Raw genomic sequence first — 26,663 nt, 5'->3', positions numbered from 1 at the left:
AACTGTCATAAAATTGAAATGCCGAACAGCTTACGCTTTGGTTTCTGCTGTCAACACGGCTTTACGGGACAGGTTGATACGACCCTGCTGGTCGATTTCGGTCACCTTCACGGTAATCGAATCGCCAATAGCGACAACATCCTCAACCTTCGCCACACGCTCGGTGGACAGTTGGGAAATGTGTACCAGACCCTCTTTGTTCGGAAGAATTTCGACGAAAGCTCCGAATTTCTCAACGCGTTTCACTGTGCCGACGTAAATTTCGCCAACCTGCACTTCGCGAACGATGCCTTCGATAATGGAACGAGCCTTCTTGTTCATTTCTTCGTTAGCGGAAGCGATGAATACACGGCCATCCTGTTCAATATCAATTTTAACACCGGTTTCTTCAATAATCTTATTGATGATTTTACCGCCTGCACCAATAACATCACGGATTTTGTCCGGGTTAATGTTCATAACATCAATCTTAGGCGCATAAGGCGACAAAGATTCTCTTGGCTGCTGGATGGCTTCCATCATTTTACCCAAAATGAACATGCGTCCTTCTTTGGCCTGCTTCAGGGCATCCTGCAAAATCTGGCGGTCAATACCGTCAATTTTGATATCCATTTGAATGGCGGTTACGCCTTCTGCAGTACCGGCTACTTTAAAGTCCATATCACCCAGATGGTCTTCCATGCCTTGAATGTCTGTCAGAATGGACACATGCTCGCCGTCCTTGATCAGACCCATCGCAACGCCTGCAACCGGAGCTTTGATCGGCACACCTGCATCCATCATGGCCAGTGTGCTTGCGCAAATACTTGCCTGGGAAGTCGAACCGTTGGATTCCAGTACTTCAGAAACCAGACGAATGGTATATGGGAATTCCGTTTCAGAAGGTATCACCTTAGACAATGCTCTTTCGCCTAGTGCGCCATGACCGATCTCGCGGCGTCCTGGTGCACGGAGCGGACGGGCTTCGCCAACACTGAACGGCGGGAAGTTGTAATGGTGCATAAAGCGTTTGGTTTCCTGCAGGTCGATTCCATCGAGAATCTGCACGTCGCCAAGTGCTCCAAGCGTACATACGCTAAGCGCCTGTGTTTGACCGCGTGTAAACAAACCAGTACCATGCGTCCGTGGCAGAATGCTGGTATCACATTCGATCGGACGGATTTCATCCAGTTTACGGCCGTCAGGACGAACCTTATCATGCGTGATCAGGCGTCTGACTTCTTCTTTTACAATATCATGGAGAACTTCTTTTACGTCGCCTAAGAGCTCTGGAGTCTCTATGTATTGCTGTTCGAAGTAAGTTACGGTTTCATCGTTAATGGCGTCAATTGCATCCTGACGTGCATGCTTCTCAGCAATGCGCACAGCTTCAACCAAACGGGCTTCCGCAAATTCACGGACCTGCTTGTTCGCTTCAGCGTCAACCGCATGCAGTTTGACTTCCATTTTCGCTTTGCCAACTTTTCCAACCAATTCTTCAATCACTGCAACGATTTTCTTGATTTCATCATGGCCGAACATAATTGCTTCCAGCATAATATCTTCCGGCACTTCGTTCGCTTCCGCTTCAACCATCATAATCGCATCTTTGGTACCGGAAACAACCACGTACACGTCGCTGACTTCCTGCTGAGCGATGGTTGGGTTGATAATGAATTGTCCGTCGATACGGCCAACCACTACACCGCCAATCGGACCATTAAACGGCACATCAGAGACGCTGAGTGATGCCGAGGTTCCGATCATTGCCGCGATTTCCGGTGAACAATCCTGATCCACGCTCATCACCAGATTAAGGACTTGTACATCATTACGGAATCCTTCAGGGAAGAGTGGACGGATTGGACGGTCCGTGAGACGACTTGAAAGAATCGCCTTTTCACTTGGACGGCCTTCACGTTTGATAAATCCTCCTGGAATTTTACCTACCGCATACAATCTTTCCTCATAGTTTACGGTCAGCGGAAAAAAGTCCAGATCCTTAGGTTCACTTGAAGCAGTTACAGTACAAAGAACAGCTGTTTCCCCGTAACGGACCATCACAGCGCCATTGGCCTGCTTTGCGAGACGTCCCGTTTCAAGAATAAGGGGTCTTCCACCCAACTGCATTTCAACACGACTTTCCATGAAATCCCTCCTTTTCATTACACATTATTCCCAGCTTTGGGTGAATTCATATAAGGCCTGCATAAAAAGCAACCCGGTTGCCACCGCTGTCACTCCTAAAAGGACAAACGGTGAACAACCAGGCTGCTTTAAGTAGACCATACGGATATTAACGACGCAATCCGAGTTTTTCAATCAGAGCGCTATAACGTCTAACATCTTTGTTTTTCAAGTATGCCAACAGCTTACGGCGTTGACCAACCATTTTCAACAATCCACGACGGGAATGGTGATCTTTCTTGTGCGTACGCAAGTGATCAGTCAGGTTGACAATGTTCTCCGTAAGGATAGCAATTTGCACCTCTGGAGATCCTGTATCGGACTCATGAGTTTTGTGCTCTTCGATCAGTTGTTGTTTACGTTCTTGAGTTAATGCCATCCTATTCACCTCCTTAAAATATATAATCGCCGTTAGCCTCGTTACCGTCGGTGAGATCGAGTAACCAAGCCAAGGTTATTGTCACTGTCTCCAGCGACGTTTATCAGTATAGCACACTTCACCGGAAAAAGTAAATGATAGCCAAACACGATTAATTGGAAGAGTCCAAAATCCGTCTGGCCGTGTCGGCATCTGCCTGGATTTGAGCAACCAGCTCCTGAATGGAAGGGAATTTCCGTTCCGGCCGAATATATGAGATCAGTTCTACAGTCAACTGCTCGCCATAAATATCACGGTCGAAATCCAGAAGATGAACCTCAAAGCTCGGTGCAGTAACACCTTCTTGAAAGGTCGGTTTTACTCCTAAATTCATCACGCCGGACAACCATTTCCCCTGAACCAGGGAACGGACGGCATAAACACCCTTGGCAGGAACCACAAACTTGTCTTCAATCCGTAAGTTCGCCGTTGGAAAACCAATGGTTCTCCCACGTTTGTCTCCATCAATCACTTCGCCCCGAAGGCGGTATGGATGTCCAAGCAGTCGGTTTGCCTCTTCCAATTCGCCGGTTTGCAGTGCTTTGCGAATCGTAGAGCTGCTCACCTTTTCACCCTCCTGCTCGAAAGGAGGGATAATCTCCACGTTCATTTTCCCATTTCCAAGCTCGCGCAGCATCTCCGCATGTCCCTCGCCCTTATGTCCGAAGCGGAAGTCGAAACCTACAATTGCCGTTTGGACGCCCAATGTCAGCAGCATTCCTTCCACAAAAACTTGCGGACTCAGCTGGGAAAAGGACTCGCTAAATTCCACCACATAGAGAAGATCTACGCCCATTGCAGCAAGCAGCTCCTGCTTTTCTTGCAAAGGAGTCAGGTTGCCTTCATAATTCCCCTTCTTCATAACATCCTTCGGATGAGGATGAAAGGTCATCACTGCGGATGGAATTCCCTTTTGCTGAGCGAGCCGAACCGCAGAAGTTATGACACTCGCATGTCCCTGATGCACACCATCGAATTGTCCGATCGCAGCAATTTGCGGACCCGCATTCTCTTCGATAATGCCAGCAGTTAGAGGATAGGATAAATTTACAGTCTTCACAACGTTCTCACCTGCAATTCGATTTTGATATCCAGTAAGATCATATCTCCGGTAAAAATACCTTGACCGGTGCGATTGCCCCTGTTTCTTCCTGCTTTTCAAAGATGCCCAGGAATAGGCCATCACTATTATATAGCCGGATACTGCCTTCAGTTGTCACCTCTGGCGCAACGGCTCTGCTTGAAAGTCTCTGTCCCTGCATAGCCGCAGCAGACTTGTCATCCGAAACCGTGTGGGCAGGCAGATGCCTGATCGCATGGTCCACCTTAATCAGATGTTCCTGAAGCTCGCCAGCTTGCATGAACCTCTCAATTTCTTCAAGAGTCAGACATTCCGAAGTAGAAATGCCGGCAGACATCGTTCTTGTCAGCTTCACCATCGTCGCCGGTAGTCCGAGTGCCCGTCCGATATCTACACAAAGCGTCCGGATGTATGTTCCTTTAGAGCAAAGCGCTCTGAAAGACACATCCAGAAACGGCCCATTCCACTCATAATCCTTCATTTCTATTTCGTATATCGTCACTTCACGGCTTTTACGTTCAACGGTCTTCCCTTCACGCGCCAGCTCGTAAAGACGTTTCCCATCAACCTTAACCGCAGAATACATCGGGGGAACCTGGGAAATGGTGCCCAGAAACGTTTCCAGCACCTTCCCAACCTCTGCAGGCGTGACAGATACCTGATCGGTTTGCTCGATAATATTGCCCGTTAAGTCCTCCGTATCTGTAGCCAATCCCAGCCGGAGAGTTGCCTCATATTCCTTTGGAAGCTCCTGCATATATTCCACGACTCTAGTAGCTCTTCCAAGACAAAGCGGCAGCACGCCCGTCACTTCCGGATCCAATGTGCCCGTATGACCTATACGCTTCATTTTCAGAATCCGTCGTGTTCTGGCTACGACATCATGAGAAGTCATACCTGCCGGTTTATCGACGGCCAAAACCCCTTCAAGACTCATAATTGTGATTTCACCCGCTCTACTACCTGCTGAATAATGGATTCCAGAGAGCCTTCAATACGGCAGCCTGCTGCGCGGACATGTCCGCCGCCGTCAAAGCTTTGTGCAAGCGCCGCTACATCAACTTTCCCTGCCGAACGAAGACTTACCTTCACCGCGTTTTCATGAATGACTTTAAATAAAATGCCTACTTCAACGCCATGGATATTTCGGGGATAATTCACAATCCCCTCAAGATCCTCATTCACCGCACCCGTTTCCGCCATATGTTCAGGCGTGACATGAACCCAGCAAATTTTCCCGTCAGGCGTCATCTGAAGCGTGTTCAGCGCCTTCACAAGAACTTTCATTTGCGGGAAGGTCATTGCCTCAAGCAGATTTTCGGATAATTCAGGCCCGTTTACTCCGTACCCCAGCAATTCTGAGGCAATTCGCATCACCTTGGGAGAGGTGTTTGCATAGCGGAATCCTCCTGTGTCCGTCAAAAGCCCTGTATATATGGCCGATGCGATATCGGTCGTCCATCTGAATTCAAAGGCTTGAATCAAATCATACAGAATTTCGGCGGTCGCAGCAGCTTCCGGTTTGATCAGTGTCGCACTTCCATATCCGTTGTTCGTCGGATGATGGTCAATATTCAGGATCAGTGCATCCTCTTCAAAATACTGGGCTGTCTGTCCCACTCTGCCAAAGTCGGCACAATCCACACATATAACATGCTTGAACTTGCGGTCTGGCGGATCAAGCTCCATATTCACGATCTGATCGGATAACAACAAAAAGCGCATCCGCTCCGGAATGGGCCCTTCATTGATTAGAGTGAATTTTTTGCCCAGACATGAGAGAAGCCAGCCCACTCCAACGGTGGAACTGACTGCATCTCCATCTGGCTGAATATGCGACACTACTAGAAAATCATCAAGCCCCAGCAAGAATTGCTTCGCCTGCTCAAGCGACTGTTCATAGGTCTGCATTGCCTTTCTCCTTTAAAACCGTATTTACATAAATTGAATTAAAGACGATAAATCTTTTCTTCATTTTATTTACATAAATTGAACTAAAGACGGTAAATCTTTAGTTCATTTTATCTAGTTCGAGTCGTTCTTGCCAATCTCACCGAGGAGTTTTTCGATGTGACTGCCGTATGCGATCGATTCGTCGAACTTGAAGATCAACTCCGGTGTGTGACGAAGACGAACCCGCTTGCCGAGCTCAGAACGGAGAAAACCATTTGCTTTCTCCAGAGCTTTCAGCGAATTCACTTTTTGTTCTTCATCTCCCAGCACGCTGAGATAAATCTTGGCTTGGGATAGATCATTTGTTACATCCACACCGGTTACGGTCAGGAAACCGATGCGTGGATCTTTTAATTCACTTTGAATGAGTTGGCTCAGTTCCTTTTTGATCTGTTCACCAACACGCCCAACACGTATTTTAGCCATATCTGTTCACCTCTTTACCTACTTGCGCTCGACAGTCTCCATGATGAATGCCTCGATGACGTCGCCTTCCTTAAGGTCATTATAGCCCTGAAGGGTAATACCGCATTCATATCCTTGGGCAACTTCTTTAGCATCATCCTTGAAGCGCTTGAGCGTATCAATTTTGCCCTCATGAATAACGATGGATTCGCGGATCAGGCGCATTTCGGCATTGCGCGCAATTTTGCCTTGAGTGACCATACAACCAGCAATCGTGCCCACTTTACTGATTTTAAACAGATTGCGGACTTCGGCATGGCCGATCACAACTTCTTTATATTCAGGATCCAGCATGCCCTTCATAGCCTGCTCGATTTCTTCAATAACATTGTAAATGACGCGGTGCTGACGAATATCCACTTTTTCCTGCTCTGCTGTTGCTCCGGCTTGCGGATCCGGACGGACGTTAAAGCCGATAACGATCGCGTTCGATGCAGCTGCCAAAATAATGTCGGATTCGGTAATCGCTCCGGCACCACTGTGGATGATTTTAACGCGTACGCCTTCTACTTCAATTTTGGCCAAGGAACTTTTCAGCGCTTCAACCGTACCTTGAACATCACCTTTAATAATGACATTCAAATCTTTAATCTCACCGTCTTTGATGTGCTGGAACAGATCATCCAGCGTTACACGCACATTACTGCCCAGATCAGACTGGCGCTGTGTAATGGAACGTTTTTCAGCGATGGAACGTGCTTTACGCTCATCTTCAAACATCATAAACGGATCGCCTGCTTGAGGAACCTCAGTCAAGCCCGTGATTTCAACCGGTGTGGAAGGTCCCGCTTCTTTCAGACGACGGCCTTTATCGTTGACCATCGCACGAACACGTCCAAAGCAGTTACCTGCAACGAAGGCATCTCCGACTCTCAGAGTACCATTCTGCACCAGAATCCGTGCAACTGGACCGCGGCCTTTATCAAGCTCAGCCTCAATGACAGCGCCGCGAGCGCGTTTGTCCGGATTGGCTTTGTAGTCGTTGACCTCAGATACGAGCAAAATCATCTCCAGCAGGTCTTCAAGTCCCATTTTCTGTTTCGCTGATACGTTAACGAAAATGGTGTCGCCGCCCCATTCTTCAGGAACCAGGCCATATTCGGTCAGTTCTTGCTTCACTTTATCCGGATTTGCATCCGGTTTGTCAATTTTGTTCACCGCAACGATAATTGGCAGTTCTGCCGCTTTCGCATGGTTAACAGCTTCAACGGTTTGTGGCATCACACCGTCATCGGCTGCAACGACGATAATGGTAATATCGGTAATCTGAGCACCACGCGCACGCATTGCTGTAAAGGCTTCGTGGCCTGGTGTATCCAGGAAAGTAATCTTTTTGTTGTTGATTTCAACCTGATATGCACCGATATGCTGCGTGATTCCGCCTGCTTCGCCACCCGTTACATTCGTGGAACGGATCGCATCCAGAAGTGTTGTTTTACCATGGTCAACGTGACCCATAATGGTAACCACTGGTGGACGAGCTTTCAGATCGGCTGGATCGTCATTTTCTTCTGTTGTTTCGAAGCGGTCATCTTCAAGCACGATTTTCACTTCTACTTCAACACCGAATTCCCCGGCGAGCAGCAAGATCGTATCAATATCAAGCTCTTGGTTAATGGTAGCCATGACACCCATCAGGATCAGCTTCTTGATAACCTCAGAAGCGTCCTTATGAAGCAGCTTGGCTGTTTCACCAACGGTCATTGTACCGCGAACAATGATTTTCTTCGGTGTGTTATCAATTTTTTCACGTGGCGGCTGGTTGGACTGTCTGCCTCTGTTGTTCTTGCCTCCACGATTGTTATTGCGGTTGAATGAACCTGATTTATTACCGTCTTCAAAACGTCTGGAGCCTCCGCCTTTACCACGGTTTTGGTTTTGGTTCTGACCTTGACCACGGTTACCTCCGCGGTTGTCATTAGATGCGCCGCCTTCAGGACGAGTCCCTGTCTGCTGTGGACGGTTTCCGGATTGCTGCGGACGACCCTGGCTGTTTGCGCTTGGACGCTGTCCACCAGACTGCTGCGGACGACCCTGACTATTGGTGCTCGGACGCTGTCCACCGGACTGCTGTCCGCTTGGACCACGGTTCGCACCGCCTTGTCCTGTACCCTGAGGGCGTCCGCCTTGGGATGATCCCTGGCTGCGGTTACCCGCATTCGGACCTGCACCTTGGCTGCGGCCACCTGTTCCGTTTTGGCCTTGCGGTCTGCCGTTTGACTGTCCGCCTTGGCTCGGACTGGTGTTTGTTCTACGGGAATCTTGCCCGTTTTGGGTTCTCTGGGAACCAGTTTGTGTGGTTGTATTTGGTTTATTATTCATACTTACCTGCTTTTCCTGTTGTTTTTGGGATTGGCCTTGGCCTTCTGGCCTGCTGCCCTGATTATTTTCTGCCCGGTTGTCATTTTTTATAGAAGATGTATTAGCTGTCGTTTGAACTTCCCCGCTTTCTCTTTTCGCAGCGGCATTCGATTTGATATCTCGAAAAAATTGTTCCACTTTGGAAACCGAACCATTCTCCATCACGCTCATATGATTGTTGACGGGAATATCCAATCTTTTCAAAATGGTAATAATTTCTTTGCTGCTCATATTTAGTGATTTGGCATATTCGTACACACGCAGTTTATCTTTACTGTCTTGTTTACTCAATATACTCCACCTCCGACATTATCTCCAAGCTTTTGGAGATCATTTCTGCGAATCCTTGATCCGTAATTGCGAGCACAACTCTTTCGGGTTTACCGATGCTTGTGCCCAAACTTTCGCGGTCAAATCCGATCACCAGAGGGATGTTGTATGTTCCACATTTGTCGCGGAACTTTTTCTGTGTATTTGCTGAGGCGTCACCCGCAAGTATGACTAGCTTTGCTTCAGAGGACCGTATCGCTTTCAGCACAATTTCATCACCGGTTTTAATCTTTCCCGCTCGCATGGCAAGACCGAGACGGGAGAAGAACTTATTCATCGCCCGAACTTCCCTTGACCGCCAGGAACTCATCCTCCACCGAAATAAAGTCTTCGGCAAGCTGTTCATAAATCTCCGGTTTCACATGATGCTTCAAGGCACGATCCAGTGATTTGTTTTTTTGTGCCAGCTTAAAACATGAAACTTTACCGCACAGATAGGCACCTCGGCCCGACTTCTTGCCAGTCAGGTCAATCAGCACTTCGTCTTCTGGTGTCTTCACAATACGGATCAGTTCTTTCTTTGGCATCATTTCCTGGCACGCCACGCATTTGCGCAGCGGCACTTTTCTTTGCTTCATCATGGCGTGGCCTCCGTCCCTGTAATATTAATCGACGGAGACGGAATCCTGATGCATTTCAGCCGAGGTCGTTTTCGGTCTGCCGAATTCCTGTTCCGCCTGACTTTCACTCTTAATGTCGATTTTCCAGCCTGTCAGCTTGGCCGCAAGCCGAGCGTTTTGACCCTTGATGCCGATGGCCAAAGACAGTTGGTAGTCAGGCACAATGACGCGTGCCATTTTCTCTTCTTCGAACACGATCACTTCCAGAACTTTAGAAGGGCTCAGGGCATTTGCCACATATTCCTCAACCTCTTCCGAAAAGCGAACAATATCAATTTTCTCTCCGCGCAGCTCATTGACAACGGTCTGCACACGAAGGCCTTTGGGACCTACACAAGAGCCCACAGGATCCACCTCAGGATTGCGGGAGTAAACAGCGATCTTCGAACGGAAGCCTGCTTCACGTGCTACAGAGCGGATTTCAACCACACCGTCAAAAATCTCAGGCACTTCAAGCTCAAACAAACGCTTCAGTAGACCCGGATGTGTACGGGACAACATGATTTGCGGACCTTTTGTCGTGTTTTCGACCTTGGTGATGTAGGCTTTGATGCGGTCGCCATGCTTGAATTTCTCATTCGGCATAAGCTCGCCAATCGGAAGGACGGCTTCAACCTTACCCAGATCTACATAGAAGTTACGCAAGTCCTGCCGCTGAACAGTACCGGTTACGATATCTTCCTCTTTATCCACGAACTTGTTGTAAATCAAACCGCGTTCCGCTTCGCGGATACGCTGTGTAACGACCTGTTTTGCCGTTTGTGCGGCAATACGTCCGAAGTCACGTGGTGTCACTTCGATTTCAGCGATATCTTCAAGTTGGAAATGAGGGTTGATCTCCCTTGCAGCAGGTACGGAAATTTCAGTGCGCGGATCCAGCACCTCTTCCACAACCAGCTTGCGGGCATATACCTTAATAACCCCCGTATTGCGGTTCATATCAACACGTACGTTTTGCGCCGTATTAAAATTTCGTTTGTAACTGGAAATCAGCGCTGCCTCAATAGCCTCAAACAGAATATCCTTGCTGATTCCCTTTTCTCTTTCCAATTCATTCATAGCCTCAATAAAATCCATACTCATTGGAAATCAGTTCCCCCTTTCATCACAGTGCACCCAAGCTTAAATGGCTTCGCCGTCTTCAGCTAGTGAAGCTTACGTTTCGCGACAGAAATCCAGTAATCCACAATTGGTGCATGTCTTATCAATTCCTGGATTTTAAAAAATAATGGCCAGTCTGGCACTGGCAACTTTTGCATACGGAATGGTGTATTGCTTCTTGCCTGCAGAAATCACAAGCTCTTCATTCTCGAACGAAAGAAGTCGGCCTTCAAATTCCTTCAGACCGTCAACCGCCTCGTACACTGTAACAAAAACATCTTTGCCGACAGCTTTAGCCACGTCTTCGCTTTTCTTCAGCGGACGTTCGGCACCTGGGGAGGATACCTCCAGAAAATAAGCGGTTGGAATAGGATCATTCTCATCCAGCTTCTGGCTCAGATATTCGCTGACCATGCCGCAGTCATCAATGTCAATGCCGCCTTCCTTGTCAACATAAACTCGCAGGAAGTAATTACTGCCTTCCTTTACATATTCCACGTCAACAAGTTCAAAGTTATGCTCATCCATAAAAGACTGGACCATTTCTTCTACAATTTCCTTGATCTTAGTTGTGCTCAAAGATTATTACCTCCAAGACTTTCAATATCCTATATACCAAAGAGTAAAGAGTGGGTCGCCCCACTCTTTAAACAACGGTTTTATCTCCATGATTGCCAAAAAAATTATAACATAGTCTGGCAACACTGACAAGTATCTCTCCTTGACTGCCTCCAGACACAGCAAGGGATACGAGTCCTTTTTTTCTTGTCAAGCCCCAATAAAAAACGTCTGGATTTTCCGGTTTCCCTAGAAAAGAGAGAGCTGATTACTTTCAGGAAGACCCCGGAAGCAGCCCAATTGCGTAAGCAGTTCAATAATGGACTTACTTGCCTTGGACTTCTGCTGGAAGTCCTCAATGGAGAGATATTCTCCATGCTCACGGGCAGCCGCAATGTTGCGTGCCGCATTGTCACCGATTCCCTGCATTGCCGAGAACGGAGGAATCAGAGAATCACCATCGACGATAAAACGGGTCGCTTCCGAGCGGTACAGATCGATGCTCTTGAAGCTGAAGCCTCTTGCCGTCATTTCAAGAGCCATTTCCAGCACCGACAGCATGCTTTTCTCTTTGGTGGTTGCCTGGAAGCCTTTCTGCTCAATTTCATCAATTTGACGACTGATGGCATCATACCCTTGGCAGCAGAGTTCGATGTCGAAGTCCTCTGCACGAACCGAGAAATAAGTCGCATAATAATGAATAGGATAATAAAGTTTAAAGTATGCCGTACGAACCGCTGAAATAACATATGCGGCGGCGTGGGCTTTCGGGAACATGTACTGGATCTTCAAACAGGAGTCAATATACCACATTGGCACTTTGCATTTTTTCATTTCGTCGATCCATTCCGGTGTCAATCCTTTACCCTTACGAACACTCTCCGTAATTTTAAAGGCCAGACTGGCATCCATCCCAGCTTTATAGATCAGGAAGAGCATGATATCATCCCGGCAGCCAATAACGGTTTTGATGTTGCAGGTTCCATTCTTGATCAATTCCTGTGCATTACCCAGCCATACGCCGGTTCCGTGGGACAGCCCGGAAATCTGCAGCAAATCGGCAAACGATGACGGCTTTGATTCAATCAACATCTGGCGGACAAATTTGGTTCCCATCTCAGGAACTCCATACGTTGCGACAGGTGTCCGAATTTTACCCGGCTCCACTCCGAGAGCTTCGGTGGAATTGAACATGCTCATGACCTTCGGATCGTTCATCGGGATGGTCGTAGGATCAACCCCTGTTAAATCCTGCAGCATCCGCATCATTGTCGGATCATCATGACCCAGTATATCCAGCTTCAGAAGATTCGCATCAAAGGCGTGATAGTCAAAGTGAGTTGTTTTCCATTCCGCATTGACATCATCCGCCGGGAATTGAACAGGAGTAATATCCTCCACTTCCATATAATCCGGAACAACGACGATTCCGCCGGGATGCTGCCCCGTGCTGCGCTTCACGCCCGTACAACCTGCCGCAAGGCGGCTCAGCTCGGCTCCGCGCCATTTTTGATGATGGTCTTCCTCATACTTCTTCGTGTATCCAAAGGCTGTTTTCTCTGCTACCGTACCGATGGTGCCTGCCCGGAATACGCATTTATCACCAAAAATTTCTTTGGTGTAGTTATGCGCCTGCGGTTGATATTCCCCGGAAAAGTTTAGGTCGATATCGGGAACCTTGTCTCCTTTAAAGCCGAGGAAGGTCTCAAACGGAATATCCTGGCCTTCACCCTTCAGGCTGCTTCCGCAATGAGGGCAGGCTTTATCCGGTAGATCAAATCCACTTGGCACGCTGCCGTCGAGAAACCATTCACTGTGTTTACATTCCTCATTCTTGCAGATATAATGCGCCGGCAGCGGGTTTACCTCGGAAATGCCAAGAAATGTGGCGACGACGGAAGATCCAACCGAACCCCGGGAACCAACCAGGTAACCATCCCGATTCGATTTCTTCACCAAACGTTCCGATATCAGATAGTTAGCCGAGAAGCCGTATTTAATAATCGGTTCAAGTTCTTTTTCCAATCGTGCGATGACAACCTCCGGAAGATCCTCTCCGTAAATCGATCTTGCCGTTTCGTAGCATGTGTTTCGAATTTCCTCGTCTGCGCCTTCAATAATCGGTGTGAAGAGCTTGTCGGGGAATAATTCCAGCTCCTCAAAGCGGTCAGCCAGTTCATTCGTATTCGTGACAACGACCTCAACGGCTTTGCCTTTACCCAGAAACTCAAACTCTTCCAGCATCTCATCCGTTGTGCGAAAATGAGCATCCGGCTTCCGGATGTCCTTGAGGGGACTGAATCCGGTAATACCATGAATCGTAATATCCCGGAACAGCTTGTCCCGCGGATCAAGGTAATGGACATTGCCTGTAGCTATAACCGGCTTATTCAGCTTTTCACCAATATCGCAGATCGTTTTGATCGCTGACTTTAGTTCTGTCGGACTTCCTACAAGGCCTTTATCCACCAAATGCATGTACATGGTTAATGGCTGAATTTCCAATATATCGTAGAACTGAGCCACTTCAATGGCTTCCTCTACCGTTTTGTTCAGCACAGTTTCAAAAAACTCGCCTTTTTCACAGCCTGATATGATCAAAAGCCCTTCCCGCATCTCTACCAGCTTGGATTTTGGGATGCAAGGTACACGCTTAAAGTATTCCGTATGAGACATTGAAATGAGCTTAAAGAGGTTCTTCTTGCCGGTACTATTCAGTGCATAGATGCCGCAATGGAATGGACGCGTATTGGACAGATCGGTGCCGACATAATCATTCAACCGGTCCAGCATCGTCAAACCCTTGATTTTTTCAGCATCGGCTAAAAGTCCGTTCAATATGCCGGCCAAGGCAATCGTATCATCGATCGCGCGGTGATGACTTTCAAGCAGAACTTTATATTTATCCGCAAGTGTATTCAACCGGTGATTCTTCATTCCCGGATGAATCAAACGAGCCAATTCAAGTGTATCCAAAGCCGGATTATCCAGCAGAGGCATGCCGTATTCTTTCAATGAAGCCTGGATGAAGCCCACGTCAAACCTTGCGTTATGAGCCACAAGTACGCTATCGCCAACAAATTTCACGAATTCCTGCAGAACTGGTTCCAGATCAGGAGCGTCCTTCACCATTTCATCGGTAATATTCGTCAGCTGCTGGATATGATATGGGATTTTCTCATGTGGATTAACGAAGGTTGCATACCGGTCAATCTCTTGACCCTCATACATCTTAACTGCGGCAAGCTCTGTGATGTTGCTGTTTGTAATCGACAAACCCGTGGTCTCGATATCGAATACGATATAGGTGGCTGATTTTAGCTCAATCGGCTGCGGCTGCAGCACAACGGGTACCGAGTCATTCACCACATTTGCTTCCACGCCGTAAATCATTTTAATGCCGTTCTTTTTTGCAGCCTTCGCCGCGTCAGGATAGCACTGCACACCTCCATGATCGGTGATCGCAATGGCCTTATGTCCCCACTTGGCTGCCGTTTTGATATATTGATCAACAGACGTTACCGCATCCATCGTGCTCATGGTCGAGTGCAAATGAAACTCCACGCGTTTCTCAGGAGCCGTATCTTTACGGGCAGGTGGTGCCTGTACTTCTGCCAGATCAGAAGGAATCATGACGAGTTCAGGAATTTGCATAAAACGGTCATAATCAACCCGACCGCGTGCCTTGACCCACTTACCGTTTGCCAGAAGACTCATAATTTTCAAATCTTCCTTCGTCTTCGCAAACATTTTCATTTGCAAGGAATCACTGAAGTCTGTGAGGTTGAACATAAACAGCGTGCTGCCATTACGGAGTTCTTTACTGTCCAGGCCGAATATGGTTCCCTGAATCGTAATTTTCTTCTCTTCATCTTGAATCTCTTGAATCGGTACAGGCTGTTCTTTGATGTCATAACCGATCTGAAGCCGGACTTCTTCTCCATCCTCATCCGCGCTGCGCGCCTCAGCCTCCATGGAGTTGATCATCTTCTCGATAACTTCGCGCTCTTCCTGCAGCTTCTTCTGTTCAAACTCCTCATAGGCCTCTCTGCTGACTTCACCAGCCTGAACTTTCACACGCAGCGGAAGCGCAAAATACTGGTTATAAAAACGGATAATAGCCTGGTCAATCTGCTTCTTTCGCGCAAGCTCAAGCGAGGTGTTATCTGTCATCGTAACCATGAGAGTATCCCCATCAAGCTCATGTGCTGCTCGTCCCATCCAGCCGTTCACCGAAGGGATCTCTCTATGAATCCACTCCAGAAACAACTGCCAATACGTATTAATAATTTCTTCATGATCCACGGAAAGGCCATATTTGAAGATGAAGGATACCTTGGCGATATGCTGCATCTGATCCCGGAGCTTCAGACAGAAATTCCGGTACACCTCAGCAGGTACCAGACTTTCTTTGATGATGGAAATCACCCACTCCTGATTGCTTCGGCTCGTTTCAACTTGCTCAATATAGCCATCCAAAAAATAAGGATCGATCAATCCGGGGGGGATTTCACCCTGTTTCATCAGAAGTTCAAACCGTTTTCTTTTCTCATCGGACTTGTCCATGCTCTTTCCCCCTTGCGAAAAATGAAAAGCTTCTGAATCCAGTTATATATACCGGGTTCACAAAACACCGGGCCTATTTCTGGCAGAAGCTCCTCATTGTCTATTTCTGAATCCATTACAGGCTTTACCAACCTGAAGTGGATGTTTTACGGTTTAACTACTGTGAAAGTACATCGCTGTACATTTTTCTTAATATGCTCTCGCAAAAACGACAGTATGTTTGGCAGGCTGCCCACATACCAGGCAAGTATGTTTTTCTTCCGAAGGGCTGAATGGAATGTTCCGGCTTGTTGCTCCTGTTTCTTCCTTAACCTTGCTCTCGCATTCTTCGGAACCACACCAACCAGCCAGAGAGAAACCGCGTTTTTCTTCCATGCTCGTCTTCATTTCTTCCAAAGTATCCACGGAGTAGAAGTTCTCTGTCATAAACTGCTTCGCACGGTCGAACATTTCACGCTGCACTTGATCCAGCATCACATTGACCTCTTCAACAAGATCTGCCTGCTGAACCACCTTTTTCTCACCAGTTATCCTCGATACAAGCACGCAGACGCCATTTTCCATATCACGCGGGCCAATCTCGAGACGAACCGGCACACCACGCATCTCATACTCATTAAACTTCCAGCCTGGACGCACATCGCTGCGGTCGTCTACACGTACACGAACACCTGCTTTTTTCAATTCAGCAAATAGCTCGTCCGTGCGGCCAACAACGGCTTCCCAGGTTTTTGGAGGTCCAATCGGAACCATAATGACCTGAGTTGGTGCCACCTTCGGCGGCAAAGCCAAGCCACGATCATCACCATGCACCATAATCATCGAGCCAATCAGACGTGTACTTGTACCCCACGAGGTTGTATGCACATATTCCTGTTTATTTTCACGGCTCAAATATTGAATATCAAAGGCTACCGCAAAGTTGGTTCCGAGATAATGAGATGTTCCCGCTTGTACAGCACGACCGTCCTTCATCATAGCTTCAATGGAGAACGTGTCCACTGCGCCCGCAAATTTCTCGGATGGAGTCTTTTGCCCTGTAATTACCGGAATCGCCAAGTACTCTTCTACAAAGTCACGGTAGACTTCGAGCATTTTCATCGTTTCTTCGCGAGCTTCCTCTTCTGTTTCATGAGCTGTATGGCCTTCCTGCCATAAAAACTCACTCGTGCGAAGAAATGGCAGCGTACGCTTTTCCCATCTTACAACGTTGGCCCATTGGTTAATCAGAACAGGCAGGTCACGATAAGATTGAATCCATTTTGAATACATATGCCCAAACATCGTTTCAGATGTCGGACGGATAGCCAGACGCTCCTCAAGCTTGTCTCCGCCTGCTTCGGTTACCCATGGCAGCTCGGGATTAAAGCCCTCGACATGCTCTTTCTCCTTCTGGAAAAAGCTCTCCGGTATGAAGAGAGGGAAATACGCATTCCGGTGTCCTGTCTCTTTAAATCGGCGGTCCAGCTCTTTTTGAATATGCTCCCAAATTTCATAACCGTCCGGACGGAACACAATACAGCCGCGGACAGGCGAGTAATCCATGAGATCTGCTTTTTTAATAACATCGATATACCAGCGCGAGAAATCTTCTCCTTGCGGTGTAATCTCAGTCACAAATTGTTTATCGTTTGACATAAAAATGGATTTCCTCCCAAGAATGTTCTCCCCGCAAGCTGCGGCAGAGCCTTCATCATCAATTATCCGTTGATTAATCGTAATATATCATTATAGGTTACTGCAATCATTAATAGGAAAAGCATTGCAAAGCCCACAAAGTGAACCATGCCCTCGCGGCTTGGGTCAATCGGTTTCCCGCGAAGAGCTTCGACTCCGAGGAACACCAGCCGGCTTCCGTCCATTGCTGGAATTGGCAGCAGGTTAAAGATTCCAAGATACAAGCTTAAGATGGCCGCCCAATAAGTTAGCTGAACGATCCCCTGCTTGGCAATCTGACCTGTCACTTCAAAGGTCCGGACCGGACCGCCGATATCATCCATATTAAACTGTTTGATCAGCTGGCCAAAGCCCTGGAAAATAATCTTCGTCGTATCGACCATGGCAACGCCTGATCCTGTAAAGGTCTCACCAAAACCAGCCTTACGTGTAGGGAGCTGAGGTGTAATACCCACCTTGCCGCCTTCCTGACCTTCCATCGTGCGCGGCGTCAGGGTCACGTTGAATACTTCATCCCCGCGGCGGATTGTCCATTTCATCGGCTTGCCTTTAGACTTGGAAGTCAGATCTATCATCTTCTGATAATCCGCACCAATCTTGACTCCGTCGATAGTATCGACGATATCGCCTTTTTTCAGATTGGCTTCCGCTGCAGGCATATCCTTGGAGACTTCACCAATCTGCACATACGTCGGATTTTCCAGTGGAATCCCCGCCATTTGCAAATGAATTGCGAATAAGATAAACGCCAATATGAAATTCATCAGTGGCCCTGCAAAAATAGACATGGCACGCTGTCCCACCGTCTTGCTGGCAAACTGGCGGTTCCGCGGAGCAATCTGTGTTTCCTGCGATTTCGCCACAAGCATCGCCTGCGGATGAATCGGATATTGCTGGATTTCCCCATCGACATCCAAACGGATCTTCAGGCTGTCCGTCATATCAATGAATTCCACTTCACCACGGATCACGTTTTTCCGGTTATCCAGCTGATCCAGATAAATCTTTTTCACTTCACCGTCTTTCACCCTTATGGCAACGGTCTGACCCGCATGAATTTCCACGAGTTCCGGATCTTCACCTGCCATGCGAGCATAGCCTCCAAAAGGAAGCAGGCGAAGCGTAAATTGGGTTTCCCCACGTTTATAAGAGAATAGTTTCGGACCAAAACCGATCGCGAACTCCCGAACCAATATGCCGGCACGTTTAGCGAAATAATAATGTCCCCACTCATGCACAGTCACGATGACGAAAAACATGAGCACTGTCAAGAATACTACCTGCACCATTTCCAATTCGTCGCATCCCCCTTTATTGTCTGAGACCGAAGCTTCATAACCCATGAATCAATTGCAGCAATTGATTCTCATAGAATGAATTATTGTCCGTCGGGAGCTGTTTAAGCCCTCCTGCCTTCCGCAGCATTTTGCAATCAGGCTCGTCTGTGATTCAGTCTATATAGATTATCATTATTCTCCGGCCCCGCACAAGAGAATCACTTTTGAGTCATTTTTTAGATAAGGGAGAAGAGTGGGCATTGCGGTAAACCATATGCTATACGCTTAGGACAGCCTAGTGGCGGCATCCCGGGTGCGTTTGTCGCAATCTTCGATTTCCGCAAGTTCAGGTTCTGAAATATTATGATGCTGATCAAGCACTCTTTCGATAATATCCTCAATTTGCAAAAATGAAATCTCCCTGCGCAAAAACCGCGCAACTGCCACCTCGTTCGCGGCATTGAATGCGGTTGTGGCTGTACCACCCATTTTACCACATTCATATGCCATTCTTAAACAAGGGAAGCGTTCAAAGTCCATCTCAGCAAAATTGAGTCTTCCCACTTGAGCAAGCGACAGTCGCTCTGAAGGGGATTCCCATCGCTCCGGGTACGTTAGCGCATACTGAATCGGCACCCGCATATCCGGATTGCCGAGCTGGGCAATAATGCTTGTATCTTGGAATTCTACAAATGAATGGATAATGCTTTCCGGATGCAGCAGCACCTTGATCTGCTCATATGGAAGCCCGAACAGCCAATGAGCCTCTATAACCTCCAGCCCCTTGTTTACCATAGTCGCCGAATCGATCGTAATCTTGGCTCCCATGGACCAGTTCGGGTGCTTCAAAGCATCTTCCACCGTAACCTGCTTTAATTCATCACGCGTTCGGTCACGAAAGGATCCGCCAGATGCCGTCAGCGTAAGACTGGCCATATCTTGACGGTTCTCACCATTCAAGCATTGAAAAATGGCTGAATGCTCACTGTCGATTGGCAGCAGCTTGACACCCTTTTGCCGGGCAAGGGCTGTGACGATATGCCCCGCTGTGACCAGTGTTTCCTTATTGGCAAGCCCAATCGTTTTACCGGCTTCAATGGCAGCGAGCGTCGATGGAAGTCCAAGACTTCCCACCACTGCAGTAACAACCATCTCGGCATCCGTACCGGCAGCAATTTCGATCAGGCCCTGTTCACCATAAAACACCTCTGTACCTGCAGGAATTTCCGTCTTGATTTGCTCAGCCAGTTCACGATTCGCCACTGAAATTTTACGAGGTCTGAACTTCCGTACTTGCTCCAGAAGTAAAGAGGTGTTGGTTCCTGCCGCAAGGCCTTCGATTTGAAAATGGTCAGAATGCTTCGCTACCACATCCAGCGTCTGTGTTCCTATCGAGCCCGTGGAACCGAGCACGCTAATCTTCTTCATAACGAACCTTCTTTCATTTTAATAAGGCATTAGCATCATGATATGTACAAATGGAAAGACGATAATCCAGCTGTCGCAGCGATCCAGAATACCTCCGTGCCCCGGAAGCAGTGTACCGGAGTCCTTGATGCCATATACGCGTTTATAAGCAGATTGAATCAAATCCCCCAGCTGTCCGGCAACAGCGCAGGCGAGTCCGATTGCCAAGGCCCGTCCGAAGGAAAGAATCCCTCCAGACAAGAGAGAGAAAACCACTGCAGTAATCATGGAGATAACCACACCCCCAAGAGCCCCTTCAATGGTCTTATTCGGGCTGATCGCCGGCCAAAGCTTGTTTTTGCCGATCCACTTCCCTACAAAATAAGCTCCGGCATCGCTGGCCCAAATGGATACAAGCAGCAGGAATGTCCAGAATAGTCCATTTCCGTCAGGCGCATTCCGGGAGCCAGCGATATAAGAGAAGCCGACACCGACATAAACAGTACCTAAAAACAGCATAGCTGCCTGCTGTATTCCAATTTTATTCTTTGTTATGACTGTCACCAGCATGAACAGGAACATCAGAAGCCAGATGGCATGATCCCATGAAAGCGGAAAGTAGATATCCAGAAGACTCCAGGGAAACATAAACATCAAAACGCCCAGATATCCCAGCACTGCTGTACCGCCAAAAGGGGGAACCTTAGTCATTCGCACGAATTCATAATAACCGATCATCGCCATCGCCAAAACGATGAGATGGTACGGAAGCCCTCCAAGCAGGCAAAGTCCCAAAAAAACAACTCCAGCTATAATTCCGGTAATCAGTCGTTGTTTCAACGATCTCCATCCTCCATCAGGCTAAGTCAGGCCGCCGTATCTCCGCGTCCTGCGCTGGTATTCAGCGACCGCTTCATATAAATATTGTTCATTGAAATCAGGCCAGTAAATATCGGTGAACCACATTTCGCTATAAGCCATCTGCCACAGCATAAAGTTGCTGATCCGCATCTCTCCGCTGGTACGTATGATCAAATCCGGGTCCGGAATCCCGCTGGACAGCATATGTTGACCCAGTAATTCCGGGGTAATGTTGTCCGGGCTTAGCGTACCAGACTGAATTTCCCGTCCCAATTCACGCATGCAGTCAGTGATCTCTTTACGACTACCGTAATTAAGCGCAAAATTAAGCACCAAACCGTCATTGTCCGCCGTAAGACGGACAGCTTCTTCCATAGCCTTAAGTGTATAGGAAGGCAAACCTTCCCTGTCACCCATCATCCGAACCTGAACGTTCTTCTCGATCAGTTCATCCAGCTCAATAGCCAGAAACTCCTGCGGCAGACGCATAAGAAAATCGACTTCGTCCTTCGGGCGCTTCCAATTTTCTGTCGAAAAGGCATACAGCGTCAAATACTTGATTCCTAGCTTATCTGCAGCAATCGTGGTCCGTTTCACGGCCTTCATTCCATTTTGATGCCCAATAAAGCGCGGCAGTCCATGGCTTTTCGCCCAGCGTCCGTTACCGTCCATAATGATGGCGACATGCTCAGGAACATTGTCCATTGATCTCTCTGGCGGCTGTACTTTGTCTTTCCGTGTCCACCACGATCGAACTCGTTTGATCATTCTAGTTCCTCCATGCGGGTTTCTGCAAAAAAAGACACAAACCCCACCATAATAGGAGGGGCCGCAAGTCTCTTATACTTCCATGATCTCTTTTTCTTTAGCAACGAGCACTTTGTCGACTTCCGCGATGAATTTATCCGTCGTTTTCTGGATGTCTTCCTGATGACGGCGGGATTCATCTTCAGATATATCGGTTTTTTCCATTTTTTTAATATCGTCATTTGCGTCGCGGCGGATATTACGGATAGCCACTTTCGCTTCCTCGCCGAACTTTTTGGTCATTTTGACCAGCTCATTACGGCGCTCCTCCGTAAGCGGTGGAATAACAAGACGAATTGTATTTCCGTCATTTGCAGGAGTCAGTCCAAGATCGGATTTCATGATCGCTCTTTCGATATCCGATAAGGAGGATTTATCCCATGGCTGAATCATCAGCGTGCGCGAATCCGGGGAGTTAATGTTAGCCAATTGGTTCAGAGGAGTCATTGCTCCGTAATATTCCACTTGAATCCGGTCCAGCAGGGCCGGCGTTGCACGTCCGGCACGAAGCGTTGCCAGATCTCTCTTCAAAGCGGAGATCGCCTTATCCATGCGCTCTTCCGCGTGTTTTTTCACCGTTTGAGGCATTAATCTACACTCCCTTTAACGATCGTTCCGATTTTCTCACCTTGAACGACCCGTTTGATGTTTCCTTGCTCGGTAATCGCAAATACGATCAGCGGAATGTTATTGTCCATACATAGGGAGGATGCTGTGGAGTCCATCACACCCAGATTTTTATTCAATACGTCCAGATATGTCAGCTGCTCGTATTTTTCTGCCGTGCTGTCTTTGAAAGGATCAGCGGAATATACGCCGTCCACTTTGTTTTTGGCCATCAAAATCACTTCGGCTTCAATTTCAGCTGCACGGAGTGCGGCCGTCGTATCTGTCGAGAAGAACGGGTTGCCAGTTCCTGCAGCAAAGATTACAACGCGGCCCTTTTCCAGGTGGCGAATAGCTCTGCGGCGAATATAAGGCTCGGCAATCTGCTGCATGGCAATTGAAGTCTGTACTCGTGTAGGAACCTCAATTTGTTCCAGTGCATCCTGCAATGCGAGCGAGTTCATGACCGTTGCAAGCATTCCCATGTAGTCGGCCGTTGCACGGTCGATACCGCTTGAACTGCCTGCGATACCGCGCCAAATATTGCCGCCACCACATACAATTGCGACTTGAACACCCAGTTCCACAACTTCCTTCACTTGTTCAGCAATGGAGGCGATTGTCACCGCATCAATGCCGTATCCGTTTTGTCCTGCGAGAGATTCCCCGCTGACCTTTAAGACAACTCGTTTAAAAATAGGCTCTTTCAAAATGTTTACCCTCCACTTTAAGACAGCACCTGTCTGGTGCCAGTTTAAAAAACCGTCTTTGCTTCCTGCTCTGCCTTAAACAGAGCATACCAGAACTGATGTCATTCTCATACTCTAAAGAAAAACTTCCGAGGCATGAACTTATTCATGCAGCGGATGTTTTTCTTACGAGATCAGCAGGTATTTCACGGAAAGCGATACTCTCTGATCTCTGAAAAAAGAGGGAACACTGGCGTGTTCCGCTCTTTATCGTACTTGTGTATTCAAGCGCTCATCACGCTGGCTGGATGCTTAGTTCTTAACTTGAGCCATAACTTCTTCAACGAAGTTATCCACTTTTTTCTCCATGCCTTCGCCCAGCTCGTAACGAACAAAACGACGGATTGAGATGTTTTCGCCAATGGTGCTGATTTTTTCTTTCAGCAGGGTAGCGATGGTTTTGTCCGGGTCTTTAATGAAAGACTGCTCAAGCAAGCAGAATTCTTCATAGTATTTACCGATACGGCCTTCAACCATTTTTTCAACGATTTTCTCAGGCTTGCCTTCGTTCAGGGCTTGAGCCTTCAAAATTTCTTTTTCCTTCTCGAGCTCTTCTTGTGGCACTTCTTCGCGCGCTACATAACGAGGATTGGAAGCTGCGATATGCATTGCAATGTCACGGGCAAATTCTTTGAACTGGTCTGTTTTACCTACGAAGTCAGTTTCGCAGTTGATTTCAACCAGAACGCCGATACGTCCGCCGCCGTGAATGTAAGATTCAACAACGCCTTCCGTTGCTACGCGTCCGGCTTTATTAGCTGCTGCTGCAAGACCTTTTTCACGAAGAACTTCAATCGCTTTACTGATATCACCGTTTGCTTCTTCGAGCGCTTTTTTGCAATCCAGCATACCTGCGCCTGTTCTTTCACGAAGCTCTTTTACCGAACTAGCATTAACTGCCATGGAATATTCCCTCCAAAAAGTTGTTCATTAATTTTTAGTTTGTTAGACCGCGTTCAGCGGTAGTTTTGTTACGATATAAGGAAGTCGAAATTCTCGGAGTTCATCTTTCTTATATCTTAAAAAAAGGGCAGTGAGAGGTTATACACCTACCAACCACCCTTTTCATTTAATTCATGTCTATACTGCTTTGCTGCTGAACTTAGGCAGTTGTTTCTTCGCCTTGGTGTGCTTCCACCACTGCGTCAGCCATTTTGCCTGTCAACAGTTTAACGGCACGGATCGCATCGTCATTACCAGGAATAACGTAGTCGATTTCGTCCGGATCACAGTTTGTATCAACGATACCTACAATTGGGATACCCAATTTGCGGGCTTCGGCAACTGCGATACGCTCTTTGCGTGGATCAATAATGAAGAGGGCGCTAGGAAGGCCTTTCATGTTCTTGATACCGCCAAGGAATTTTTCAAGACGATCTTTCTCTTTGCGGAGAAGGATAACTTCTTTTTTAGGCAGGACAGCGAAAGTGCCGTCTTCTTCCCACTTCTCAAGCTCTTTCAAACGATTGATACGTTTTTGGATGGTTTCGAAGTTAGTCAAAGTTCCGCCGAGCCAACGTTGGTTGATGTAGTACATGCCGCAACGTTCTGCTTCTTCTTTCACGGAGTCTTGAGCTTGTTTTTTAGTGCCTACGAAAAGGATTGTTCCGTTTTCTTCAGACACGCTCTTAACGAAGTTAAAAGCTTCTTCGACCTTTTTAACTGTTTTTTGCAGGTCGATAATGTAGATACCGTTTCTTTCAGTGAAGATATATTTATCCATTTTCGGGTTCCAACGACGAGTTTGGTGACCGAAGTGAACACCAGCTTCGAGAAGCTGTTTCATGGAGATTACTGCCATCTTCACACACCTCCTAAATTTGGTTTTTTGTGTCCTCCGCTGTTTTCATTTTCCGTCAAGACTCTCCATCAGGAAAGCACCCTTTACGAAATCCGACAGCGTGTGTTTTAACACCGTCATTTAATATACCATAAGTGAATGACTGATGCAACGCCTATTCGAGGGTTTCTCGTTCTTAAGAATAAACATCTATTGATATCATTCCCACTACACAGTCGGAATGAGTTCGTTGAGATTAAGCGGATGCACCACAGCAAAAAGCCGTCCGGCTGTGTATATCCCATCAGCTAGGCGGTTTTGTCGTAATTTTGGCAATGATACTGCTAAAATCCTCTCCTGGACTAAACTCATATGTGCCATACTGAATTTTAGTGCTCATTTTCTGGCTTCTGCCTTTCTCCACAAATGAGGCCATGTCGGAAATAACTCCCGACTGCTTCAGCTTGGCGGCAACATCAGTCAAATTGCTTCCATTCGCGATTTTCACTTTTACAGATGGAGTCTCGGGTGTTGTTGGACTCTTTCCAGTTGCAGGAGCTTCCGTCTTTGGTGTCTGACCTCCGGCTTTGGAATCAGGAGTCGCTGGCTGTTCCGGTGTCTTTGGCGTCTCCGTCTTGTTTCCGGCTTCAGGCGTCTTAACTCCGCTGCCTTGAGGTTTGGAACTCTTGTCGATCATCTGCTGTTTCCATTCCGCTTCAGTCATCAGCTTGCCTTCAGCTTCAACTACCTTCAAATTCATGGCTTCTGCCTGTTCCTGCAGCTGTTCCTTGGTCAGCTTGTCCACTACTGTTGTTTCTGAGAGAACCTGTTGTCCTGCGCCCACGTTCATCAGCTGCAGCAGAAGGGCTCCCACCAGCAGACCGCTGCCCAGACCGATCATAAATGAACGATTTTTGATCACAGCGATCCCTCCTGTTTGGCCAACTGCAAAATAAGCTGCACCTCGCCGCTCTGCATGCCGATCACTTTCGCGATGCCATCCACGGATTTGCCGTGAGCATATAATTCAAACAGCTCCGGATAGCGTTCACGTATTGACGGTTCTTTCGTCTCCGGGAGGACTTCCTCCACTAGCGGCTCTTCCTGGTGAAGTATACTCATCTGTGCCGCTGCGGTTTCCTGAGCCTGCGACAGCAATACAGAGGCAGTCTGGTGGCTTCCTTGCTCTGCAGCATGTAAGCGTGCTTCATACTGAAGTGACTGCTGCTCCAATAGTAGCAGCCGCTGTCTCATTTCGGTCAGCTGTTCCTGCTGGGCAAGCTGCCTGGATGCGGTCTCCTGCTTCATTTGACTGATCAGCTCAACCAGCTCTTCATTTTCTCTTTCAATATCTGCCATGTAATGCTCCAATGTCGCTTCTACTTCTTGAACCATTTTATCTTTATCAGAAGAAGACTTATTGACTTGCCGTTTAGGCAGCATGAGAGCATAGACTATGGCGGCAGCGCCTAAAATAACGACAATTATCCACGGTTTCAAACCTTTAGTTCTCCTTTAATTGCTTATTTTCATAGCTACAGAATCTTTGCGAGTCGCTCGCCTAGAGTGAAACATCAAGATGATGCCCCTTATAAGGATGCTCTGCATCATGATGCTCTTCAGGCTCCTGCTTAGTCCGATGGGGGTGGGATTCGTCTTTTCTGGAGGAATGCTGATTCCCATCATCCCGCACTGCAGCATTTGCTGTTTCGTCAATGCCCGTGCTTCGCTGGCGGAGCTCCTGACTTTCCTTCAGCTGCTGTCCCGCCAGAAACTGCTGTTCTTGTGAAGATCTATGATGAACATCGTTTTGTATTTTACCCGCTTCCGTGGTGCGAGGTATGGCAATTTGCATCTCTACCGCTTTCATACTCACGAAT

At 47.6% G+C, this 26,663-nt stretch carries 24 protein-coding genes; all 24 read right to left on the bottom strand.

Features of this window, described 5'->3' with window-relative positions; all coding sequences use genetic code 11:
• Nucleotides 1-30: 30 nt before the first annotated feature.
• Complete coding sequence (pnp, locus tag E6W40_RS06545; RefSeq protein WP_136604750.1) at nt 31-2,127, bottom strand: polyribonucleotide nucleotidyltransferase; 2,097 nt, start codon at nt 2,125-2,127, stop codon at nt 31-33.
• Nucleotides 2,128-2,275: 148 nt separating this feature from the next.
• Nucleotides 2,276-2,545, bottom strand: a complete 270-nt coding sequence (gene rpsO, locus E6W40_RS06540) for a 30S ribosomal protein S15 (protein WP_044478403.1) — start codon at nt 2,543-2,545, stop codon at nt 2,276-2,278.
• A 151-nt stretch (nt 2,546-2,696) separates the two neighbouring features.
• Nucleotides 2,697-3,644 carry a bifunctional riboflavin kinase/FAD synthetase gene (locus tag E6W40_RS06535; protein ID WP_136604749.1) on the bottom strand — a complete coding sequence of 316 codons (948 nt, stop codon included), beginning with the start codon at nt 3,642-3,644 and terminating at the stop codon, nt 2,697-2,699.
• 40 nt (nt 3,645-3,684) lie between these two features.
• Complete coding sequence (gene truB / locus E6W40_RS06530) at nt 3,685-4,602, bottom strand: tRNA pseudouridine(55) synthase TruB (RefSeq protein ID WP_211146977.1); 918 nt, start codon at nt 4,600-4,602, stop codon at nt 3,685-3,687.
• Complete coding sequence (locus E6W40_RS06525) at nt 4,599-5,576, bottom strand: DHH family phosphoesterase (RefSeq protein WP_136604747.1); 978 nt, start codon at nt 5,574-5,576, stop codon at nt 4,599-4,601. Before E6W40_RS06525 ends, truB begins: the two co-directional genes overlap by 4 nt.
• Before the next feature lie 114 nt (nt 5,577-5,690).
• A complete protein-coding gene (rbfA, locus tag E6W40_RS06520) occupies nt 5,691-6,044 on the bottom strand; it encodes a 30S ribosome-binding factor RbfA (RefSeq protein WP_136604746.1) in 354 nt (117 codons plus the stop codon).
• Between the two features lie 18 nt (nt 6,045-6,062).
• Nucleotides 6,063-8,735 (bottom strand): translation initiation factor IF-2, encoded by a 2,673-nt coding sequence (gene infB / locus E6W40_RS06515; RefSeq protein WP_136604745.1) that lies wholly within the window; start codon nt 8,733-8,735, stop codon nt 6,063-6,065.
• The gene (locus E6W40_RS06510; protein WP_211146976.1) at nt 8,728-9,051 is read right to left on the bottom strand and encodes a YlxQ family RNA-binding protein; all 324 of its coding nucleotides are present in this window, start codon (nt 9,049-9,051) and stop codon (nt 8,728-8,730) included. Before E6W40_RS06510 ends, infB begins: the two co-directional genes overlap by 8 nt.
• Nucleotides 9,044-9,352 (bottom strand): RNase P modulator RnpM, encoded by a 309-nt coding sequence (gene rnpM, locus E6W40_RS06505; RefSeq protein WP_136606859.1) that lies wholly within the window; start codon nt 9,350-9,352, stop codon nt 9,044-9,046. The genes E6W40_RS06510 and rnpM overlap by 8 nt, the downstream gene beginning before the upstream one ends.
• 27 nt (nt 9,353-9,379) lie before the next feature.
• Nucleotides 9,380-10,477, bottom strand: coding sequence for a transcription termination factor NusA (gene nusA, locus E6W40_RS06500; RefSeq protein WP_136604743.1), 1,098 nt, complete (start codon nt 10,475-10,477; stop codon nt 9,380-9,382).
• A 135-nt stretch (nt 10,478-10,612) separates the two neighbouring features.
• Nucleotides 10,613-11,074, bottom strand: a complete 462-nt coding sequence (gene rimP, locus E6W40_RS06495; RefSeq protein WP_136604742.1) for a ribosome maturation factor RimP — start codon at nt 11,072-11,074, stop codon at nt 10,613-10,615.
• 228 nt (nt 11,075-11,302) lie between these two features.
• The gene (locus tag E6W40_RS06490; RefSeq protein ID WP_136604741.1) at nt 11,303-15,619 is read right to left on the bottom strand and encodes a PolC-type DNA polymerase III; all 4,317 of its coding nucleotides are present in this window, start codon (nt 15,617-15,619) and stop codon (nt 11,303-11,305) included.
• Between the two features lie 189 nt (nt 15,620-15,808).
• Nucleotides 15,809-17,257 carry a proline--tRNA ligase gene (gene proS, locus E6W40_RS06485; protein WP_136604740.1) on the bottom strand — a complete coding sequence of 483 codons (1,449 nt, stop codon included), beginning with the start codon at nt 17,255-17,257 and terminating at the stop codon, nt 15,809-15,811.
• Between the two features lie 62 nt (nt 17,258-17,319).
• Nucleotides 17,320-18,591: an RIP metalloprotease RseP gene (gene rseP, locus E6W40_RS06480; RefSeq protein WP_136604739.1), complete on the bottom strand. Its 1,272-nt coding sequence runs from the start codon at nt 18,589-18,591 to the stop codon at nt 17,320-17,322.
• Between the two features lie 267 nt (nt 18,592-18,858).
• Nucleotides 18,859-20,001, bottom strand: a complete 1,143-nt coding sequence (locus E6W40_RS06475) for a 1-deoxy-D-xylulose-5-phosphate reductoisomerase (protein WP_136604738.1) — start codon at nt 19,999-20,001, stop codon at nt 18,859-18,861.
• Between the two features lie 18 nt (nt 20,002-20,019).
• Nucleotides 20,020-20,820: a phosphatidate cytidylyltransferase gene (locus tag E6W40_RS06470; RefSeq protein ID WP_136604737.1), complete on the bottom strand. Its 801-nt coding sequence runs from the start codon at nt 20,818-20,820 to the stop codon at nt 20,020-20,022.
• 21 nt (nt 20,821-20,841) lie between these two features.
• Nucleotides 20,842-21,609 carry an undecaprenyl pyrophosphate synthase gene (locus tag E6W40_RS06465; RefSeq protein WP_136604736.1) on the bottom strand — a complete coding sequence of 256 codons (768 nt, stop codon included), beginning with the start codon at nt 21,607-21,609 and terminating at the stop codon, nt 20,842-20,844.
• 72 nt (nt 21,610-21,681) lie between these two features.
• Nucleotides 21,682-22,236 carry a ribosome recycling factor gene (gene frr / locus E6W40_RS06460; RefSeq protein WP_136604735.1) on the bottom strand — a complete coding sequence of 185 codons (555 nt, stop codon included), beginning with the start codon at nt 22,234-22,236 and terminating at the stop codon, nt 21,682-21,684.
• On the bottom strand, nt 22,236-22,964 hold the full coding sequence (gene pyrH, locus E6W40_RS06455) for a UMP kinase (RefSeq protein WP_136604734.1): 729 nt from the start codon (nt 22,962-22,964) through the stop codon (nt 22,236-22,238). Before pyrH ends, frr begins: the two co-directional genes overlap by 1 nt.
• Before the next feature lie 291 nt (nt 22,965-23,255).
• Nucleotides 23,256-23,906: a translation elongation factor Ts gene (gene tsf / locus E6W40_RS06450; protein ID WP_136604733.1), complete on the bottom strand. Its 651-nt coding sequence runs from the start codon at nt 23,904-23,906 to the stop codon at nt 23,256-23,258.
• A gap of 199 nt (nt 23,907-24,105) precedes the next feature.
• On the bottom strand, nt 24,106-24,804 hold the full coding sequence (gene rpsB / locus E6W40_RS06445) for a 30S ribosomal protein S2 (RefSeq protein ID WP_136604732.1): 699 nt from the start codon (nt 24,802-24,804) through the stop codon (nt 24,106-24,108).
• 283 nt (nt 24,805-25,087) lie between these two features.
• Nucleotides 25,088-25,705 carry an endolytic transglycosylase MltG gene (locus E6W40_RS06440; RefSeq protein ID WP_136604731.1) on the bottom strand — a complete coding sequence of 206 codons (618 nt, stop codon included), beginning with the start codon at nt 25,703-25,705 and terminating at the stop codon, nt 25,088-25,090.
• Nucleotides 25,702-26,283 carry a hypothetical protein gene (locus E6W40_RS06435; protein WP_211146974.1) on the bottom strand — a complete coding sequence of 194 codons (582 nt, stop codon included), beginning with the start codon at nt 26,281-26,283 and terminating at the stop codon, nt 25,702-25,704. The genes E6W40_RS06440 and E6W40_RS06435 overlap by 4 nt, the downstream gene beginning before the upstream one ends.
• 61 nt (nt 26,284-26,344) lie before the next feature.
• Complete coding sequence (locus tag E6W40_RS06430; protein WP_342774707.1) at nt 26,345-26,653, bottom strand: hypothetical protein; 309 nt, start codon at nt 26,651-26,653, stop codon at nt 26,345-26,347.
• Nucleotides 26,654-26,663: the final 10 nt, after the last annotated feature.

Source organism: Paenibacillus dokdonensis, assembly GCF_004916975.1.
In the GTDB taxonomy this organism is placed as follows: domain Bacteria; phylum Bacillota; class Bacilli; order Paenibacillales; family Paenibacillaceae; genus Paenibacillus_AQ; species Paenibacillus_AQ dokdonensis.
Note: the sequence above shows the minus strand (reverse complement) of the source record. Positions and strands in the feature narration are given on the sequence as shown.

Excerpts from the sequence above, each read along its gene's own strand:
- pnp (WP_136604750.1), bottom strand. The coding sequence starts at position 2,127 with ATGGAAAGTCGTGTTGAAATGCAGTTGGGTGGAAGACCCCTTATTCTT.
- rpsO (WP_044478403.1), bottom strand. The coding sequence starts at position 2,545 with ATGGCATTAACTCAAGAACGTAAACAACAACTGATCGAAGAGCACAAA.
- truB (WP_211146977.1), bottom strand. The coding sequence starts at position 4,602 with ATGAGTCTTGAAGGGGTTTTGGCCGTCGATAAACCGGCAGGTATGACT.
- E6W40_RS06525 (WP_136604747.1), bottom strand. The coding sequence starts at position 5,576 with ATGCAGACCTATGAACAGTCGCTTGAGCAGGCGAAGCAATTCTTGCTG.
- rbfA (WP_136604746.1), bottom strand. The coding sequence starts at position 6,044 with ATGGCTAAAATACGTGTTGGGCGTGTTGGTGAACAGATCAAAAAGGAA.
- E6W40_RS06510 (WP_211146976.1), bottom strand. The coding sequence starts at position 9,051 with ATGAATAAGTTCTTCTCCCGTCTCGGTCTTGCCATGCGAGCGGGAAAG.
- rnpM (WP_136606859.1), bottom strand. The coding sequence starts at position 9,352 with ATGAAGCAAAGAAAAGTGCCGCTGCGCAAATGCGTGGCGTGCCAGGAA.
- nusA (WP_136604743.1), bottom strand. The coding sequence starts at position 10,477 with ATGAGTATGGATTTTATTGAGGCTATGAATGAATTGGAAAGAGAAAAG.
- E6W40_RS06490 (WP_136604741.1), bottom strand. The coding sequence starts at position 15,619 with ATGGACAAGTCCGATGAGAAAAGAAAACGGTTTGAACTTCTGATGAAA.
- proS (WP_136604740.1), bottom strand. The coding sequence starts at position 17,257 with ATGTCAAACGATAAACAATTTGTGACTGAGATTACACCGCAAGGAGAA.
- E6W40_RS06475 (WP_136604738.1), bottom strand. The coding sequence starts at position 20,001 with ATGAAGAAGATTAGCGTGCTCGGTTCCACGGGCTCGATAGGAACACAG.
- E6W40_RS06465 (WP_136604736.1), bottom strand. The coding sequence starts at position 21,609 with ATGATCAAACGAGTTCGATCGTGGTGGACACGGAAAGACAAAGTACAG.
- frr (WP_136604735.1), bottom strand. The coding sequence starts at position 22,236 with ATGCCTCAAACGGTGAAAAAACACGCGGAAGAGCGCATGGATAAGGCG.
- tsf (WP_136604733.1), bottom strand. The coding sequence starts at position 23,906 with ATGGCAGTTAATGCTAGTTCGGTAAAAGAGCTTCGTGAAAGAACAGGC.
- rpsB (WP_136604732.1), bottom strand. The coding sequence starts at position 24,804 with ATGGCAGTAATCTCCATGAAACAGCTTCTCGAAGCTGGTGTTCACTTC.
- E6W40_RS06430 (WP_342774707.1), bottom strand. The coding sequence starts at position 26,653 with ATGAAAGCGGTAGAGATGCAAATTGCCATACCTCGCACCACGGAAGCG.